Source organism: Streptomyces sp. TLI_146 (assembly GCF_002846415.1).
Lineage (GTDB): Bacteria > Actinomycetota > Actinomycetes > Streptomycetales > Streptomycetaceae > Streptomyces.
Genome location: NZ_PJMX01000001.1, coordinates 6697511 through 6713678 on the forward strand (window position 1 = coordinate 6697511; position 16168 = coordinate 6713678).

14 protein-coding genes and 1 pseudogene are annotated in these 16168 nt (G+C 72.2%); 8 read left to right on the top strand and 7 right to left on the bottom strand.

Going from position 1 to position 16168, the window contains the following annotated elements; translation table 11 throughout:
- The first annotated feature begins 105 nt into the window (after nt 1-105).
- The 5 genes from BX283_RS29930 (at nt 106) to BX283_RS29950 (ending at nt 4697) form a co-directional block, all read left to right on the top strand.
- Nucleotides 106-621, top strand: a complete 516-nt coding sequence (locus tag BX283_RS29930; RefSeq protein ID WP_101390573.1) for a CcdC protein domain-containing protein — start codon at nt 106-108, stop codon at nt 619-621.
- Nucleotides 618-1793 (top strand): sensor histidine kinase, encoded by a 1176-nt coding sequence (locus tag BX283_RS29935; RefSeq protein WP_101390574.1) that lies wholly within the window; start codon nt 618-620, stop codon nt 1791-1793. The genes BX283_RS29930 and BX283_RS29935 overlap by 4 nt, the downstream gene beginning before the upstream one ends.
- A 122-nt stretch (nt 1794-1915) precedes the next feature.
- Nucleotides 1916-2527, top strand: a complete 612-nt coding sequence (locus BX283_RS29940; protein WP_257584410.1) for a response regulator transcription factor — start codon at nt 1916-1918, stop codon at nt 2525-2527.
- Between the two features lie 98 nt (nt 2528-2625).
- Nucleotides 2626-3102, top strand: coding sequence for a DUF485 domain-containing protein (locus BX283_RS29945; RefSeq protein WP_257583930.1), 477 nt, complete (start codon nt 2626-2628; stop codon nt 3100-3102).
- Nucleotides 3099-4697: a cation acetate symporter gene (locus tag BX283_RS29950; RefSeq protein WP_101390577.1), complete on the top strand. Its 1599-nt coding sequence runs from the start codon at nt 3099-3101 to the stop codon at nt 4695-4697. The genes BX283_RS29945 and BX283_RS29950 overlap by 4 nt, the downstream gene beginning before the upstream one ends.
- Nucleotides 4698-4777: 80 nt before the next feature.
- Here BX283_RS29950 and BX283_RS29955 read toward each other — a convergent pair.
- The 6 genes and pseudogenes from BX283_RS29955 to BX283_RS29980 form a co-directional block, all read right to left on the bottom strand.
- Nucleotides 4778-5053: pseudogene (locus tag BX283_RS29955) on the bottom strand (helix-turn-helix domain-containing protein); the annotation flags it as partial.
- A gap of 29 nt (nt 5054-5082) precedes the next feature.
- Nucleotides 5083-5760 (bottom strand): response regulator, encoded by a 678-nt coding sequence (locus tag BX283_RS29960; RefSeq protein WP_101390578.1) that lies wholly within the window; start codon nt 5758-5760, stop codon nt 5083-5085.
- Nucleotides 5757-7478 (bottom strand): sensor histidine kinase, encoded by a 1722-nt coding sequence (locus BX283_RS29965; protein ID WP_101390579.1) that lies wholly within the window; start codon nt 7476-7478, stop codon nt 5757-5759. Before BX283_RS29965 ends, BX283_RS29960 begins: the two co-directional genes overlap by 4 nt.
- A 133-nt stretch (nt 7479-7611) precedes the next feature.
- Complete coding sequence (locus BX283_RS29970; protein WP_101390580.1) at nt 7612-7848, bottom strand: hypothetical protein; 237 nt, start codon at nt 7846-7848, stop codon at nt 7612-7614.
- 96 nt (nt 7849-7944) lie between these two features.
- On the bottom strand, nt 7945-8526 hold the full coding sequence (locus BX283_RS29975) for a DUF6082 family protein (protein ID WP_101390581.1): 582 nt from the start codon (nt 8524-8526) through the stop codon (nt 7945-7947).
- A 24-nt stretch (nt 8527-8550) separates the two neighbouring features.
- Nucleotides 8551-9258 carry a DUF6082 family protein gene (locus tag BX283_RS29980; protein ID WP_101390582.1) on the bottom strand — a complete coding sequence of 236 codons (708 nt, stop codon included), beginning with the start codon at nt 9256-9258 and terminating at the stop codon, nt 8551-8553.
- Between the two features lie 260 nt (nt 9259-9518).
- Between BX283_RS29980 and BX283_RS29985 the strand changes: the two genes are divergently transcribed.
- On the top strand, nt 9519-10613 hold the full coding sequence (locus tag BX283_RS29985; protein WP_257583931.1) for a GTP-binding protein: 1095 nt from the start codon (nt 9519-9521) through the stop codon (nt 10611-10613).
- Between the two features lie 33 nt (nt 10614-10646).
- Here the strand turns inward: BX283_RS29985 and BX283_RS29990 are convergent, their stop codons facing one another.
- Nucleotides 10647-13097 carry a DNA topoisomerase (ATP-hydrolyzing) subunit A gene (locus tag BX283_RS29990; protein WP_101390583.1) on the bottom strand — a complete coding sequence of 817 codons (2451 nt, stop codon included), beginning with the start codon at nt 13095-13097 and terminating at the stop codon, nt 10647-10649.
- Nucleotides 13098-13278: 181 nt separating this feature from the next.
- Between BX283_RS29990 and BX283_RS29995 the strand changes: the two genes are divergently transcribed.
- A complete protein-coding gene (locus BX283_RS29995) occupies nt 13279-14631 on the top strand; it encodes a pitrilysin family protein (RefSeq protein WP_101390584.1) in 1353 nt (450 codons plus the stop codon).
- Between the two features lie 17 nt (nt 14632-14648).
- Complete coding sequence (locus BX283_RS30000; RefSeq protein WP_373979642.1) at nt 14649-16016, top strand: M16 family metallopeptidase; 1368 nt, start codon at nt 14649-14651, stop codon at nt 16014-16016.
- Nucleotides 16017-16168 lie beyond the last annotated feature (152 nt).

Consider the following 16168-nt stretch of genomic DNA (forward strand, 5'->3'; position numbering starts at 1 on the left):
AGAGCTCCACCCACGATCAACCCCTGCTCCGATGTGTCTGACCAGCCCGTTTCCGTAACTTCGATGGCGTAGGGAAGTCCTGCCGTCGTAGTTCCGGAGGCCCAGATGTCCGCGCTCGTGAATGTGCTGGTGGCGGTGGCCGTCGTCGCGCTGATCGTCTCGCGTCAGGTGCGGCCCCAGCAGCTGGCCGACGCCAAGCGCTGGTGGCTCGTCCCGGCGGTCCTGGTGTACCTGGCGATACGGGAAAAGGGCCTGGTCGACCCGGACCACCACCTGGCCTCGGTGCTGCTGCTCGGCACGGAGGTCGCGACCGGGCTGCTCATGGGCGCGGCTTGGGGCTGGACCAGCAAGCTGTGGACCGAGGCGGACGGCTCGGTGTGGACCAAGGGCACCAGGGCGACGGCGGCCGTCTGGGCCGTGGGCATCGCCGTCCGGGCGGGGCTCGCCGGCATCGGCGCCCTGGCCGGGATACGGATGGGCACGGGCGCGCTGCTCCTCGGCCTCGCGGCCTCGCTCCTGGTCCGCAGCGGCATCCTGGTGTGGCGGACCCAGTCACTGCCCGCGTCGTACGGTGTTGCCGGCGACAGCCCGGCCCGGCCGCTGTGGAAGGACCGCGTGTGACCACCGACGTCTGGTTCACCTGGCCCTCGCGGGAGGCGCTCTCCCGCGAGGGGCTCAGCCGCGCACGGCTGGGCATCATGTGGGGCGTGCGCGCGCTGCTGCTCGGCGGGATGCTGTGGACCGCGATCAGCGAGAAGGGGCGCGACGGCTGGGCCTGGGCGGCGGGCGTCGCCATGGTGCTGGTCATGGTGGTGCTGGCCCGGGCGTTCTGGCAGCAGACGCTCGCCCACCGGCTGTGGCCCTCGCTGGGGCTGCTCGCGCTGCTGATGGCGTCGGCGCTGGTGGCGCAGCGGACCGACTGGCCCGTCTTCGCGATCATCGTGTGGTGCGGCTGCGCGCTCTCGGCCCTGGAGCGCCTCCCGCTGTGCGCCGCCGTCCCCTGCACGGCGGTGGCCCTCGGGGCGTACGCGGTGGTGAACACCGACAACTGGCTGACCACCGCCCTCACCACCGGGGGACTCGGTCTCGCCGGATACGTGCTGCGGCTGGACGCGGAGGCCCGGGGCAGCGCCCAGCGGCTGCTCGCCCAGGAGCGGGCCGCCCGCGCCGCCGAGGCCGAGTCGGCCGCGCTCGCCGAGCGGGCCAGGATCGCCCGCGAGATCCACGACGTGCTGGCGCACAGCCTCTCCGCGCAGCTGGTGCATCTGGAGGCGGCCCGGCTGATGATCGAGCGCGAGGCCGCCGGGGACTTCCGGGACCGGATCCTGGAGCGGGTGGTCGCCGCCCGGTCGATGGCGCGGGACGGCCTGGCCGAGACCCGGCAGGCGCTCTCCGCCCTGCGCGGCGAGATCACGCCGGTCGAGGACTTCCTGCACACGCTCGTCGACGGCGGCGGGCCCGGCGGCCCGGCCGGGGTCGAAGTGGCGGGGGACCGGCGGCCGTTGACGGCCGAGGCGTCCCAGGCGGTGCGGCGGGTGGCGCAGGAGGCCCTGACGAATGTGCGCAAGCACGCGCCGGGCGCCGCGGTGGCCGTCCGGCTGGAGTATCTGCCGGACGAAGTGGCCCTGGAGGTACGGGATTCGGGTGGCGGCCGGGTCGCCGAGGAACTGGCGGTGAGCGGTTCCGGATACGGTCTGCTGGGGATGAGGGAGCGCGCCGAACTGCTCGGCGGGACCCTGGAGGCGGGACCGGAGGAGGAGGGCTTCGTGGTGAGGCTGAGGGTGCCGGCATGACCGGCGAAGGGGGCGGTGTGGCGGTGGGAGGTACCGGGCCCGAGGGCGGGACCGGAAGCGGGGGCCGCGCGATCCGCGTGGTCGTGGCGGACGACCAGTCGGTGGTGCGCGAGGGGATCGTAATGCTCCTCGGGCTGCTGCCCGGGGTCGAGGTGGTGGGCGCGGCCAGGGACGGCGAGGAGGCGGTCGCGCTGGTCGCCGAAGTGGCCCCGGACGTCGTCCTGATGGACCTGCGGATGCCGCGCTGCGACGGGGCCGAGGCCACCCGCCGCATCCGCTCCGCGTATCCGGGGACGCAGGTGGTGATCCTGACGACGTACGCGGACGACGACTCGCTCTTCCCGGCGCTGCAGGCCGGGGCGCGCGGGTATCTGACCAAGGACGCGGGCGGCGACGAGATCGTCAGGGCGATACAGGACGTGCTGGCCGGACAGGCCGGTCTGGCGCCCTCGGTGCAACGGCGGCTGCTCGAACGGGTGACGGCGCCACCGCCCGCGGCCGCGCCGCCGGTGCTGCCCGACGGGCTCACCGGCCGCGAGGGCGAGGTGCTCGGCCTGGTCGCGGAGGGCCTGTCCAACCCGGAGATCTCCCGTGCGCTGCACATCTCCACGGCGACGGTGAAGACGCACATCAACAACATCTTCGCCAAGACGGGAGCCCGGGACCGGGCGCAGGCCGTGCGGTACGCGTACCAGCACGGCCTCACCCGGCCACCGGGTCCGGCCATCACCTAATGGGGTGAAGAGGGGGCGTTGAAGAGTTGCGGGGGCGTCCCCTCTGCCCATCCTTGGGCACGCGGCCGAACAGGGCCGTGGACAAGGAGTGTTGTTCGGTGGAGAGACAGGAACGGCACGACCCGGCGGCGGGGCGGATCGACGACCCCTGGTACGACGCGCTCGCCTCCGGGTGGGGCGAACTGGACGGCACGGTGCCCGCGTTCGCCCCGCCGCGGCAGCGGGCGGCCGAGCCGGAACCGGGGCACAGCGCGGCCGACATCTATCTGGAGGTGCAGCACAGCGCCGCCTTCCAGGAGGTGCGCGCCCGCTACCGCAGGTTCGTGATCCCGGCCGCGCTGGCGTTCCTCGCCTGGTACATCGCGTATGTCGTCGCCGCGACCACCGCACCTGAGCTGATGGCGCGTCAAGTCGTCGGGGCGGTCAATGTGGCCATGGTCGCCGGGCTCGGACAGTTCCTCTCCACCTTCCTGCTGACCTGGGCGTACGCCCGTCATGCGCGGCTGCGCCGGGACCGGGCCGCGCTCGAACTGCGCTGGGAAACCCAGGAGATGACGCGGGGGATGGCCAGGTGAGCGCCGGCAGGGACCATCAGGCGCTGGCGCTGCTGCTGTTCAGCGCGTTCGTGGCGGCGACGCTGGCGATCACCACCTGGGTGAGCCGTAACCGGCGCGGCTCGGCGGAGGAGTTCTACGCGGGCGGGCGGCTGTTCTCTCCCATGGAGAACGGTTTCGCCATCGCGGGCGACTACATGTCGGCCGCCTCGTTCCTGGGCATCTCCGGACTCATCGCGCTGTTCGGGTACGACGGGATGCTCTACTCCGTCGGGTTCCTGGTGGCCTGGCTGGTGGTGCTGCTGCTGGTGGCCGAACTGGTCCGCAACTGCGGGCGGTTCACCCTCGCCGATGTGATCGCCGCCCGGATGAGCGAGCGCCCGGTGCGGATCGCGGCGGGAACTTCCTCGGTGACCGTGTCCGTTCTCTATCTGGTGGCGCAGATGGTCGGCGCGGGCAGTCTGGTGGCGCTGCTGCTCGGCGGCTCCAGCGGCGCGGCCCGCTCGTGGACCGTCATCGGCGTGGGCGCGCTGATGGTGGTCTATGTGTCGCTCGGCGGGATGCGGGCGACCACCTGGATCCAGATCGTGAAGGCCGTCCTCCTCATGGCCGGAGCGGTCACGCTCACCGTGCTGGTGCTGATGCGCTTCCACGGAGACGTCAACCTGCTGCTCAACACGGCGGCCGAGCGGAGCGGCCACGGAAAGGAGTTCCTCTCCCCGGGGCTCAGATACGGCGGCGGCTGGACCGCGCGGCTGGACTTCATCAGCCTGGGCCTGGCCCTGGTGCTCGGTACGGCGGGGCTGCCGCACATCCTCTCCCGCTTCTACACGGTGCCGACCGCCCGGGCCGCGCGCCGCTCGGTGGTCTGGGCGATCGGTCTCATCGGCGGCTTCTATCTGATGACCATCGTGCTCGGCTTCGGCGCGGCCGCCGTGGTGGGCTCCGCCGAGGTGAAATCCGCGAACGCGGCGGGGAACACGGCCGTACCGCTGCTGGCGCTCGATCTGGGCGGCGGCGCGGGCTCCACAGGCGGAACGGTTCTCTTCGCGGTCGTGGCGGCGGTCGCCTTCGCGACCATCCTCGCCGTCGTCGCCGGGATCACCCTCGCCTCCTCCGCCTCGGTCGCCCATGACCTGTACGCCTCGCTGCGGCGGCGCCACGCCAAGCAGCACAGCGAGGTGGCGGTGGCCCGGGTCGCCGCCGCCGGGATCGGGGCGGTCGCCATCGGCCTGGGGCTGCTGGCCCGGGATCTGAACGTGGCGTTCCTGGTCGGGCTGGCCTTCGCGGTGGCGGCCTCGGCCAATCTGCCGGTGCTGCTCTACACGCTGTTCTGGCGGAACTTCACCACCCGGGGCGCGGTCTGGTCGGTCTACGGCGGGCTGGTCCCGGCGCTGGTCCTGGTGGTGCTGTCGCCGGTGGTCTCCGGCGGGCCGCACGCGCTGTTCCCCGGGGTGGACTTCCAGTTCTTCCCGCTGGAGAACCCGGGACTCGTCTCCATCCCGCTGGGCTTCCTGGCCGGGTGGCTGGGCACGGTGACCTCGCCCGAGCCGCCGGACGAGGCCCGCCACGCGGAGACGGAGGTGCGGTCGCTGACGGGGGCGGGCGCGGTCTAGCCATCGGCAGGATCGATCCTCCCGAGGTCAGGGCCACACGTCCGTCGTCCGCCGGATGTCCGCCGGTCCCGGTCCCGCCCTCACACCGCCCAGGCGTACCGGTGTTCCGGGCGGCCCGTCTCCCCGTACCGCAGAGTCAGGCGGAGGCGGCCGGACTGCTCCAGGAGCCGGAGGTAGCGCTGGGCGGTGGAGCGGCTGAGGCCGGTGCGGCCCGCCACCTCATGGGCCGAGAGCGGATGGTCCGCGTGGTGCAGCACCTCGCGGATCAGCTCCGCCGTGGGCTCCGAGTGGCCGCTGGGCAGCCCGGGGGCGGTCGCGGCGGTCCGCAGCGCCCCGAAGATCCGGTCGACCTGGTCCGAAGGGCTGAGACGCCCGGAACCCGGTGTCAGCGGCCGGTCGCCCACTCGTAGCGGTGCTCGGGGCGGCCGGTCTCGCCGTAGCGCAGACCGAGCCGCACCCGGCCCGCCCGCTCCAGGAGCTTCAGATAGCGCTGGGCCGTCTGCCGGCTCACCCCCGCCCGCTCCGCGATCTCCTGCGCCGAGAGCGGGCCGTCGGCCGCGAGCAGCACCTGGCGCAGCAGTTCGGCGGTGGAGGGGGAGTGGCCCTTCGGCAGGTCGGGCTCGGCCGAGACCGAGAGGGCGCCGAAGATCCGGTCCACCTGGGCCTGTTCGGCCTCGCCGCCGCTGTCGAGGGTGCGGCGCAGCGCCGCGTACGCCTCCAGCTTGGTGCGCAGCCCCGCGAAGTTGAACGGCTTGACGAGGTACTGGAGCGCCCCCTGGCGCATCGCGGCCTGGACGGTGCTCACGTCGCGGGCGGCCGTCACCATGATCACGTCGGTGTGGTGGCCGAGCCTACGCAGCTCACGTACGACGGCGAGGCCGTTCTCGTCCGGCAGATAGTGGTCGAGCAGGACCAGATCGACGGGGCGCTCGGCGATGACCGCGAGCGCCTCCGCGGCCGAATGCGCCTTCGCCACCACCCGGAAACCGGGAACCTTCTCGGCGTACGCGGCATTGATGTCGGCGACCCGACGGTCGTCGTCCACGACGAGGACGTCGATCATCGCGCCTCCCCAGGCAGTACGGTGCCGTGCGGATGCGCAGACGGCGCGGTCCCGTTCGGATCGTCACGCGGTACGGCCCCGTTCGCATCCCCGTCCAGCGCCTCGCTCAGCGCCTCCGGCAGGACCACGGTGAACTCGGCGCCGCCGTCCGGACCCGTCGCCACGCGCGCGTGGCCGCCCTGCCGCTCGGCGAACCGCCGGACCAGGGCGAGCCCCAGGCCCCGCTTGCCGTGGGCGGGCAGGGCCTTGGTGGACCAGCCCTCGGTGAAGATCAGTTCGCGCTGGTCGTCGGGGACGCCGGGGCCGCTGTCGACGACCCGCAGTACGGCCGTACGCCCCTCGGCGCGCAGGGTCACCCCGACCGAGGCGTCCGAAGTGCCGGCGGCCGCGTCCAGCGCGTTGTCCACGAGGTTCCCGACGACGGTGACGAGCCCGTGCGGGTCGACCAGCCGGTCGGGGAGCAGGCTGTCCGGGGTGATGCGCAGGGCGACCGCGCGCTCGGCCGCCACGGTGGCCTTGCCGACCAGCATCGCCGCGAGCAGCGGGTCGCGGACCTTCTCGGTGACCTGCTCGGCGGTCGTCCGGTGCACCCCGACGACCTCGGTGATGAACTCGACCGCCTCCTCGTGCATCCCCAGCTCCAGCAGGCCGAGCAGGGTGTGCAGCCGGTTGGCGTGCTCGTGGTCCTGGGCGCGCAGGGCGTCGATGAGGCCGTGGGTGGAGTCCAGCTCGCGGCCCAGGCGCTCCAGCTCGGTGCGGTCCCGCAGGGTGGCGACGGCGCCGCCGTCGTCGGTCGGCATGCGGTTGGCGACCAGGACGCGGTGGCCGCGTACGGTCAGCAGGTCGGTGCCCGTGACGCGGCCCGCGAGCACATCGGTCGTCCGGCCGGTGCCGAGCACCTCGTCCAGCGGGCGGCCCGCGGCCTCGGGGCCGACGCCGAGCAACCGCTGGGCCTCGTCGTTGAGCAGCCGGATCCGGCCGGTCCGGTCGAGCGCCACCACGCCCTCGCGGATCGAGTGGAGCATCGCCTCGCGCTCCGCGAGCAGCGCCGAGATATCGGAGAAGGCCAGGTCACGGGTCTGCTTCTGGATCCGGCGGGAGATCAGATACGCGGCGAGCGCCCCCGCCGCGAGGGCGCCGCCCGCGTAGGCGAGCAGCCCGGGGATGGCGGCGAGCAGTCTGGCGCGCACGCTGTCGTACTCGATCCCGACCGAGACCGCCCCCACGATCGCGCCGTCGGAGTCCCGCAGCGGCACCTTGCCGCGCGCCGAGCGGCCCAGGGTGCCGCTGTCGATCTCCATGACCTCCTCGCCCGCCAGCGCCTCGCTGGGGTCGGTGGAGACGACCTTGCCGATCTGCCGGCCGTCGGTGTGCGACCAGCGCACCCCGTGCCGGTCCATGACCACCACGTACTCGGCGCCGGTGGCCCGGCGGATCCGCTCGGCCTCGCGCTGGACGGGGCCGTCGGCGGCGGGCGGGGACGCGACCAGGTCCGCCGCGACCTGCGGCTGGGCGGCCGTCGACTGGGCGATGGCGAGGGCCCGGCGCATCGCCTGGTCGTCGAGCTGGTGGCTGAGCGGGGCGAGGAACAGGCCGGTCGCGAGCACGGTGACACCGGCGGCGATCGCCAGCTGCATCAGCAGCACCTGGGAGAAGACGCGCTGCGGCCAGCCGAACCGCCGCCGTCCGGGTGGGGGCGTGCTGGGGACGGCACTCATGCGTATGCACGGTAGACGGCTCCGCGACGCATTCCGAATCTGTTCGCAAATCTGTTCGCATCGTGGGCGCCGCCGACCGTCTGGCTGCGGGCGTGGATTCTTTATCCGGCCCTTATCTCTATCTATCGGTGCCTTATACCTCCGGGATGTCCGCCTTGGCGCGCACCAGCGTTTCGCGGGAGATCGCGACGATCCGCTCGTATTCGGCCCGGGCGGCGTCGCTCGGCAGCTTGCCGTCCAAGTACTCGGTCATGTCCGTACCGATGACCGCGAACCTGCCGTCGCTCAACTCGAAGATGTCCGGGCATGTCTGCCCCGACAGGCTGCCGCGTTCCCGTGGGGAGGCACCGACCCTGCGCACGATTGTCACCAAGGGACCGTTCCAATGGCTCGGAGGAGTCTAGGACTTAGGACAGACAACCAGACTCGCGGCTGTGGCGGTGTGCGCATACGGAATTGGTGACAATTACCTCAACTTGCTGATGTTTCGCACGATCTCGTCCACGCGGCGGCCGAGGCGTGCCTCCTGGGAGTCCTCCTGGAGCGCGTTCCGGTGCTGCCGGGTGGACTCCCAGTATTCGCGGAAAATAGGACTGCGGCAGATGACCCGCAGATGTCCGCCGATCTCGCTCTCACTCGTCGAACCGGTCCGGTACGCGTGCAGCACATTGCTGTAGAGGGCGTTCGCGTAGAGGAACTGCCGCTGTTTGACCGGCGGTACGTCCCCTTCGAACGTGTCCAGGACCGCTGCCAGTTCGGGGTCGTCCATGGCCTTGCTGAGCAGGTCGAAGTGGAGCCGGTGCTGGTGGGTGAGGGTGATCCGGCGGGCCAGCAGCCGGTGCTGGAGGGCGAGTCCGGCCGCCCCCGCGGCGACCGCGAGCCCGGCGAAGACGCCGCCGGCGGAGGCCCCGGCGGCCGCCGGGGCGATCGCGTGGAACCCGGCGCCGAGCGCCAGGCTGAGGACGGCGGCCAGCGCCACGGCGCCCGCCGCGAGCGCCGCCGTCGCCGCCGTACCGTCGTGCTGTCCGGTTCTGTGCAGGCTGGTCATGTCTCTTCTCCCGTACGACTGTTACTACTGTGGGGGAGCGGGCGGCCCCGGCGTGGTCCTGATCTCCTCATCGATCAGCTCTGCCAGTTTCCTTTCGTGGCTGTCCCCGGGAAGAGCGAATTTCGCGTCCCTGGAGAGTGCCCAGTAGCGACGATAGGGCTCACTGCTCCGTAAGGACCTCGCGTGTACGCGTAGTTCGTCGTCCGAATAGCTTCCCCACTGGCGGGCGAGCAACAAGTGCCCGAACGTCAGGTTGGCGAACAGATACTGACGCTCCTCCTCATGAGGGATACCCGGAAAGCCGTTCCACACTGCGGCGAGCGACGGATCCTCCATGGCCATCCGGGTGAGCTGCACATGCAGGGAACGCATATTCGCCTCGGCGCTGCGATGGAGTTCCTGGCGGGACTGGGTCAGTTCCTCGCGCTGGTCCGCGAGTTCGGTCCGCTGCATGCGCAGTTCCTGGTATTGGAGCAGCAGCGCCACCACGAGTATGAGGAATGCCAGACCGGAGAAGACGGCGCTGGCGGCGCCGAAATAGTTGCCGATCTGGCTGCGGCCCTCGGCGCGGTCGAGGCCGCCCTCGCGCCGCTGCACGGTGTCGATGAGCCAGCCGCTGACCAGGACGGCGGCCGCGCTCACCAGGGCGGTTCCGGCGAGCGTGGCGGCCGTCCAGAGGGCGAACTTCGCGGTGGAGCGGAGCCGGCCGGACGGGGCCGGGGTTCCTGTCATGAGACCTCCCGGGTGTGGGCAGTCAATCTGCCCGCGTGCCTTGAGGGCGACGCGCGGCCGGGAGGGCGGGACGGGCGTTTTGGCCAGGGGCGGGGGCGCTCGGGCGCGCGGGGGTGCGGCGACGCGCCGCGGGGGCGGGCGTCGGACCGGGCCCGCCCCGGCCGGGCCGCCCCGTTCCCAGCGCCAAATATCCTGGAGCGGGTCCGAGGAGCATCCCCGGGCCCCGCCCACGTCCCCGTCCCCGTCCGAGAGAGGCCCCCGTGAGTCCGACCGGTCCGACCCAGCAGATCCCCGTCGTCGTCCTCGCGGGCTTCCTCGGCTCGGGCAAGACCACCCTGCTCAACCATCTGCTCCGGGCCAGCAGGGGCACCCGGATCGGGGCGATCGTCAACGACTTCGGGTCCATCGAGATCGACGCGATGACCGTGGCCGGACAACTCGGTGATTCGACGCTGTCGCTCGGCAACGGCTGCCTGTGCTGCGCCGTCGACGCGAGCGAGCTCGACGTCTACCTGGAGAAGCTGACCCGGCCCGCCGCCCGGCTCGACGTCGTCGTCATCGAGGCGAGCGGCCTCGCCGAGCCGCAGGAGCTGGTGCGGATGGTCCTGGCCAGCGGGAACCCCCGGGTGGTGTACGGCGGGCTCGTCGAGGTCGTCGACGCCGCCGAGTACGAGGCGACCCGCGAGAAGCACCCCGAGATCGACCGGCACCTCGCCGTCGCGGACCTCGTGGTGCTCAACAAGACCGACCGGGTGGCGAGGGCGGGCCTCGACCGGCTGCGCGCGTCGCTCGACGGGGCAGCGTCGGTCGTCGAGTCCGTGTACGGCCGCGTCGACCCGGAGCTGTTCTTCGACCGCAGGCCGAGCACCGAGCGGGTCGGCCAGCTCGCCTTCGAGGACCTGCTGGACGATGAGGAGGAGCACGGGCACGGCGAGGTGTGCGGCTCCGAGTGCGGCCACGCGGCGCATCTGCACACCGCGTACGAGTCCGTCGCCTTCACCTCGGCCGCGCCCATGGACCCGCGCCGGCTGATGGCCTTCCTCGACAGCCGCCCCGAGGGCCTCTACCGCATCAAGGGGTTCGTCGACTTCGGCGCGGCCGACCCGCGCAACCGCTACGGCGTCCACGCCGTCGGCCGCTTCCTGCGCTTCTACCCGGAGCCCTGGCCGCCCGGCGAGGAGCGCCTCACCCAGCTCGTCCTCATCGGCTCCGGGACCGACGCCGACGGCCTGCGCAAGTCACTGGAGGCGGCGGTCGCGGGCCCGGGGGAGGTCCAGGACGAGCCCGCGATGTGGGGCGTGCTCCGATACGTACAGCACGACGAGGCCGAGGAGGCCCCGGACGCGGACGACTGACCGCGGCCGGGGCCTCCCCGTACGAACCGTCCGCTACGACGCCGGGCCCGCCAGCGCCGTCACCGCGTGGCCCAGCGGCGTGCCCGAGCCGTCCCGGCGCGGGTCCGGCTCCGGGAGCTCCACCGGTGTGCCGTTGGCCTGCGCCGCCTTCGCCGGGGCCGCCCCCGCCCAGGCCAGGACCAGCATGTCCTCGCCCTTCAGGAACCGCTGGCAGCGCACCCCGCCGGTGGCCCGGCCCTTGCGCGGATACTGGTCGAACGGCGTCAGCTTGACGGTCGCCGCCGAGTCCCCGAGCAGCGTGCCGCGCGAGCCCGCCACCGTGAACACCACGCCGTCCGCCGCCGGGTCGACCACGGTGAACGAGATCACCTTGGCGCCCTCGGCGACCTTGATGCCTGCCATGCCGCCCGCCGGGCGGCCCTGCGGCCGCACCTGCGAGGCCTGATAGCGCAGCAGCTGGGCGTCGTCCGTGATGAAGACCAGGTCCTCCTCGCCGGTGCGCAGCTCCGCCGCGCCCACGATCCGGTCGCCGTCCTTGAGGGTGATGACCTCCAGCTCGTCCTTGTTGGCCGGATAGTCGGGCACCACGCGCTTGACCACGCCCTGCTCGGTGCCGATCGCCAGACCCGGCGACGACTCGTCCAGCGTCGTCAGACAGATCAGCGTCTCGTCGGCCTCAAGGGACAGGAACTCCGAGACCGGGGCGCCGCCCGAGAGGTTGGGTGCCGCCGCCGTGTCCGGCAGCTGCGGCAGGTCGATCACGGCGAGCCGCAGCAGCCGCCCGGCCGAGGTGACCGCGCCGACGTCGCCGCGCTGGGTGGCGGGCACCGCGGACACGATCACGTCGTGCTTGGTGCGCCGCTCGGCCTCCGCGAGCGGTTCCGCGTTCGCCGTACGCGCCAGCAGGCCCGTCGAGGAGAGCAGCACCCGGCACGGGTCGTCCGCGACCTCCAGGGGCACCGCCGCGACCGGCGCGCCCGCCGACTCAAGGAGGACCGTCCGCCGCTCGGTGCCGAACTTCTTGGCCACCGCGGCCAGTTCGGTCGAGACCAGCTTGCGCAGCTCGGTGTCGGACTCCAGGATCCCGGTCAGCTCGTCGATCTCGCCGGTGAGCCGGTCGCGCTCGCTCTCCAGCTCGATGCGGTCGAACTTGGTGAGGCGGCGCAGCGGGGTGTCCAGAATGTACTGCGTCTGGATCTCGCTGAGCGAGAAGTGCTCGATCAGGCGCTGCTTGGCCTGCGCCGAGTTGTCACTCGACCGGATGAGACGGATGACCTCGTCGATGTCGAGGAGCGCGACGAGGAGGCCCTCCACCAGGTGCAGCCGGTCGCGGCGCTTGGTGCGGCGGTACTCGCTGCGCCGGCGCACGACCTCGAAGCGGTGGTCGAGGTAGACCTCCAGGAGCTCCTTGAGGCCCATGGTGAGCGGCTGGCCGTCCACCAGCGCCACGTTGTTGATGCCGAAGGACTCCTCCATCGGCGTCAGCTTGTAGAGCTGCTCCAGGACGGCCTCGGGCACGAAGCCGTTCTTGACCTCGATGACCAGGCGCAGACCGTGCGAGCGGTCGGTGAGGTCCTTGACGTCGGCGATGCCCTGGAGCTTCTTCGAGCCGACCAGGTCCTTGATCTTGGAGATCACCTTCTCCGGGCCGACCGTGAACGGCAGTTCCGTGACGACCAGGCCCTTGCGGCGGGCCGTCACGTTCTCCACCGCCACCTTGGCGCGGATCTTGAAGGTGCCGCGGCCCGACTCGTACGCGTCCTTGATGCCGGACAGGCCGACGATCCGGCCGCCGGTCGGCAGGTCGGGGCCGGGGACGAAGCGCATCAGCGCTTCCAGGTCCGCGTTCGGGTGCCGGATCAGATGGCGGGCGGCGGCGATGACCTCGCCCAGGTTGTGCGGCGGCATATTGGTCGCCATGCCGACCGCGATCCCCGTCGCGCCGTTGACCAGCAGGTTCGGGAACGCGGCGGGCAGGGCCACCGGCTCCTGCTCCTGGCCGTCGTAGTTCGGGGAGAAGTCGACGGTGTCCTCGTCGATCGACTCCGTCATGAGCGAGGTGGCGTCGGCCATCCGGCACTCGGTGTAGCGCATCGCGGCCGGCGGGTCGTCGTTGCCGAGCGAGCCGAAGTTGCCGTGGCCGTCGACCAGCGGCACACGCATCGAGAACGGCTGCGCCATCCGCACCAGCGCGTCGTAGATCGACGCGTCGCCGTGCGGGTGGAGCTTGCCCATGACCTCGCCGACCACGCGCGCGCACTTCACATAGCCGCGCTCGGGGCGCAGGCCCATCTCGTTCATCTGGTAGACGATGCGGCGGTGCACCGGCTTCATGCCGTCGCGGGCGTCCGGCAGGGCCCGCGAGTAGATCACCGAGTAGGCGTACTCGAGAAAGGAGCCCTGCATTTCGTCCACGACGTCGATGTCGAGGATCTTCTCCTCGAAATCGTCCGGCGGCGGGGTCTTCGTGCTGCGGCGGGCCATCGCGGCTGCGGCTCCTTCACCAACGAGTTCTTCTTAGCGACCACCAACAAGGTCTGCTGCTGACGCCGACCATTGTGGACCGTCCCACTGACAACGCCGACCGCGACCCGGGAACTTCGCCAGGTGTCGGTGCGCTTGCATACAGTGGCAGGACTTCTTCACCGCGATCGAAGGGACGTACATGCCCATGGGTCACACGGCCACCGCCCAGGCCGGCTCCGGCGGCCTGACAGCGACCGAGCACCGGCTGGCCAACGGCCTGCGCGTGGTGCTCTCCGAGGACCACCTGACCCCGGTCGCCGCGGTCTGCCTCTGGTACGACGTGGGTTCCCGCCACGAGGTCAAGGGCCGCACGGGCCTGGCGCACCTCTTCGAGCACCTGATGTTCCAGGGCTCGCACCAGGTCCACGGAAACGGTCACTTCGAGCTGGTGCAGGGGGCCGGCGGCTCGCTCAACGGCACCACCAGCTTCGAGCGCACCAACTACTTCGAGACCATGCCCACGCACCAGCTGGAGCTGGCGCTGTGGCTGGAAGCCGACCGTATGGGCTCGCTGCTCTCCGCCCTGGACGAGGAGTCCATGGAGAACCAGCGCGACGTCGTCAAGAACGAGCGCCGCCAGCGGTACGACAACGTGCCGTACGGCACGGCGTTCGAGAAGCTCACCGCGCTCGCCTACCCCGAGGGCCACCCGTACCACCACACGCCGATCGGCTCCATGGCCGACCTGGACGCGGCGACCCTTGAGGACGCGCGGAACTTCTTCCGTACGTACTACGCGCCGAACAACGCGGTCCTCTCCGTCGTCGGCGACATCGACCCCGAGCAGACGCTCGCCTGGATCGAGAAGTACTTCGGCTCCATCCCGACCCACGACGGCAAGCAGCCGCCGCGCGACGGCGCGCTGCCCGGCGTCATCGGCGAGCAGCTGCGCGAGGTCGTCCACGAGGACGTCCCCGCGCGCGCCCTGATGGCCGCCTACCGGCTGCCGCACGACGGCACGCGCGAGTGCGACGCCGCCGACTTGGCGCTCACCGTCCTCGGCGGCGGCGAGTCCTCCCGGCTGCACAACCGCCTGGTGCGCCACGACCAGAGCGCCGTGGCGGCCGGGTTCGGCCTGCTGCGGCTGGCCGGCGCGCCCTCGCTCGGCTGGCTGGACGTGAAGACGTCCGGCGGCGTCGAGGTCCCCGACATCGAGTCGGCCGTCGACGACGAGCTGGCCCGGTTCGCCGAAGAGGGCCCCACGGCCGAGGAGATGGAGCGTGCCCAGGCCCAGCTGGAGCGCGAGTGGCTGGACCGGCTCGGCACGGTCGCGGGCCGCGCCGACGAACTGTGCCGGTACGCGGTGCTGTTCGGCGACCCGCAGCTCGCCCTGACCGCCGTCGACCGGGTGCTCGACATCACCGCCGAGGAGGTGCGGGACGTGGCCCGGGCCACCCTGCGCCCGGACAACAGGGCGGTGCTGGTGTACGAGCCGACCGCCGCCGAAGCAGACGACGCGGCCGACGCCGACGCCAAGGGAGCAGAGCAGTGAGCGAGACCGGCGTGACCATGCAGTTCCACCCCCAGCCGGCCGCCGGCATCGCGCGTCCCTGGGCGTTCCCCGCCCCCGGCCGCGCCACCCTGCCCAACGGGCTCACCGTGCTGCGCTGCGACCGCCCCGGCCAGCAGGTCGTGGCCGTCGAGATCTTCCTCGCGGCCCCGCTGGACGCCGAGCCGGAGGGTCTGGACGGCGTCGCCACGATCATGGCGCGCGCGTTCTCCGAGGGCACCGACAAGCGCTCCGCCGAGGAGTTCGCCGCCGACCTGGAGCGCTGCGGCGCCACCCTGGACGCGCACGCGGACCACCCGGGCGTGCGGGTCTCCCTCGAGGTGCCGGTCTCCCGGCTGCCCAAGGCGCTCGGCCTGCTCGCCGAGGCGCTGCGCGCCCCCGCGTTCGCCGACGCGGAGGTCGACCGGCTGGTCCGCAACCGCCTCGACGAGATCCCGCACGAGCTGGCCAACCCGGCCCGCCGCGCCGCCCAGCAGCTCTCCCGCGAGCTCTTCCCGGCCACCGCGCGCATGTCGCGCCCGCGCCAGGGCACCGAGGAGACCGTCTCGCGGATCGACGCGGCGGCGGTCCGGGCCTTCTACGAGGCGTATGTACGTCCGGCGGCGGCCACCGCGGTGATCGTGGGCGACTTGGGCGCCACCGACCTGGACGCGGTCCTGGCGGACACCCTGGGCGCCTGGACGGGCACCCCGGCCCAGGAGCGCCCGATGCCCCCGGTCACCGCCGACGACACCGGCCGCGTGGTCATCGTCGACCGGCCCGGCGCCGTCCAGACGCAGCTGCTGATCGGCCGGATCGGCCCGGACCGCCACGACCGCGTCTGGCCCGCCCAGGTTCTCGGGACGTACTGCCTGGGCGGCACGCTCACCTCCCGCCTGGACCGCGTCCTGCGCGAGGAGAAGGGCTACACGTACGGAGTGCGGGCCTACGGCCAGGTGCTGCGCTCCGGCGCGGAGGGCACCGGCGCTGCCATGCTCGCCATCAGCGGCTCGGTCGACACGCCCAACACCGGCCCGGCGCTGGACGACCTGTGGACGGTGCTGCGCAAGCTCGCCGCCGAGGGTCTGACGGACCCCGAGCGGGAGACCGCCGTGCAGAACCTGGTGGGAGTGGCCCCGCTCAAGTACGAGACGGCGGCCGCCGTCGCCGGGACGCTGGCCGACCAGGTCGAGCAGCACCTCCCGGACGACTTCCAGGCGCAGTTGTACGCACGGCTGGCCGACACGGGCACCGTGGAGGCCACCGCGGCGGTCGTCAGCGCCTTCCCGGTGGACCGGCTGGTGACCGTCCTGGTCGGGGACGCGGCGCAGATCGAGGAGCCGGTCAAGGCGCTCGGCATCGGTGAAGTCACCGTCGTGGCAGGCTGATTGAGCCGCCCGCCGGGGCTGGCCCGAAGGCGGGCGGACGAGTCGGGTGAGGACCCCGGTGGCCGAGTGGCCGCCGGGGTCCTCCCTTATGTCCGGTTTATTGGGGAGGTTGCCTGTCTGTCATGTGGCGTGCGCTACAAAAAGACGTGTCT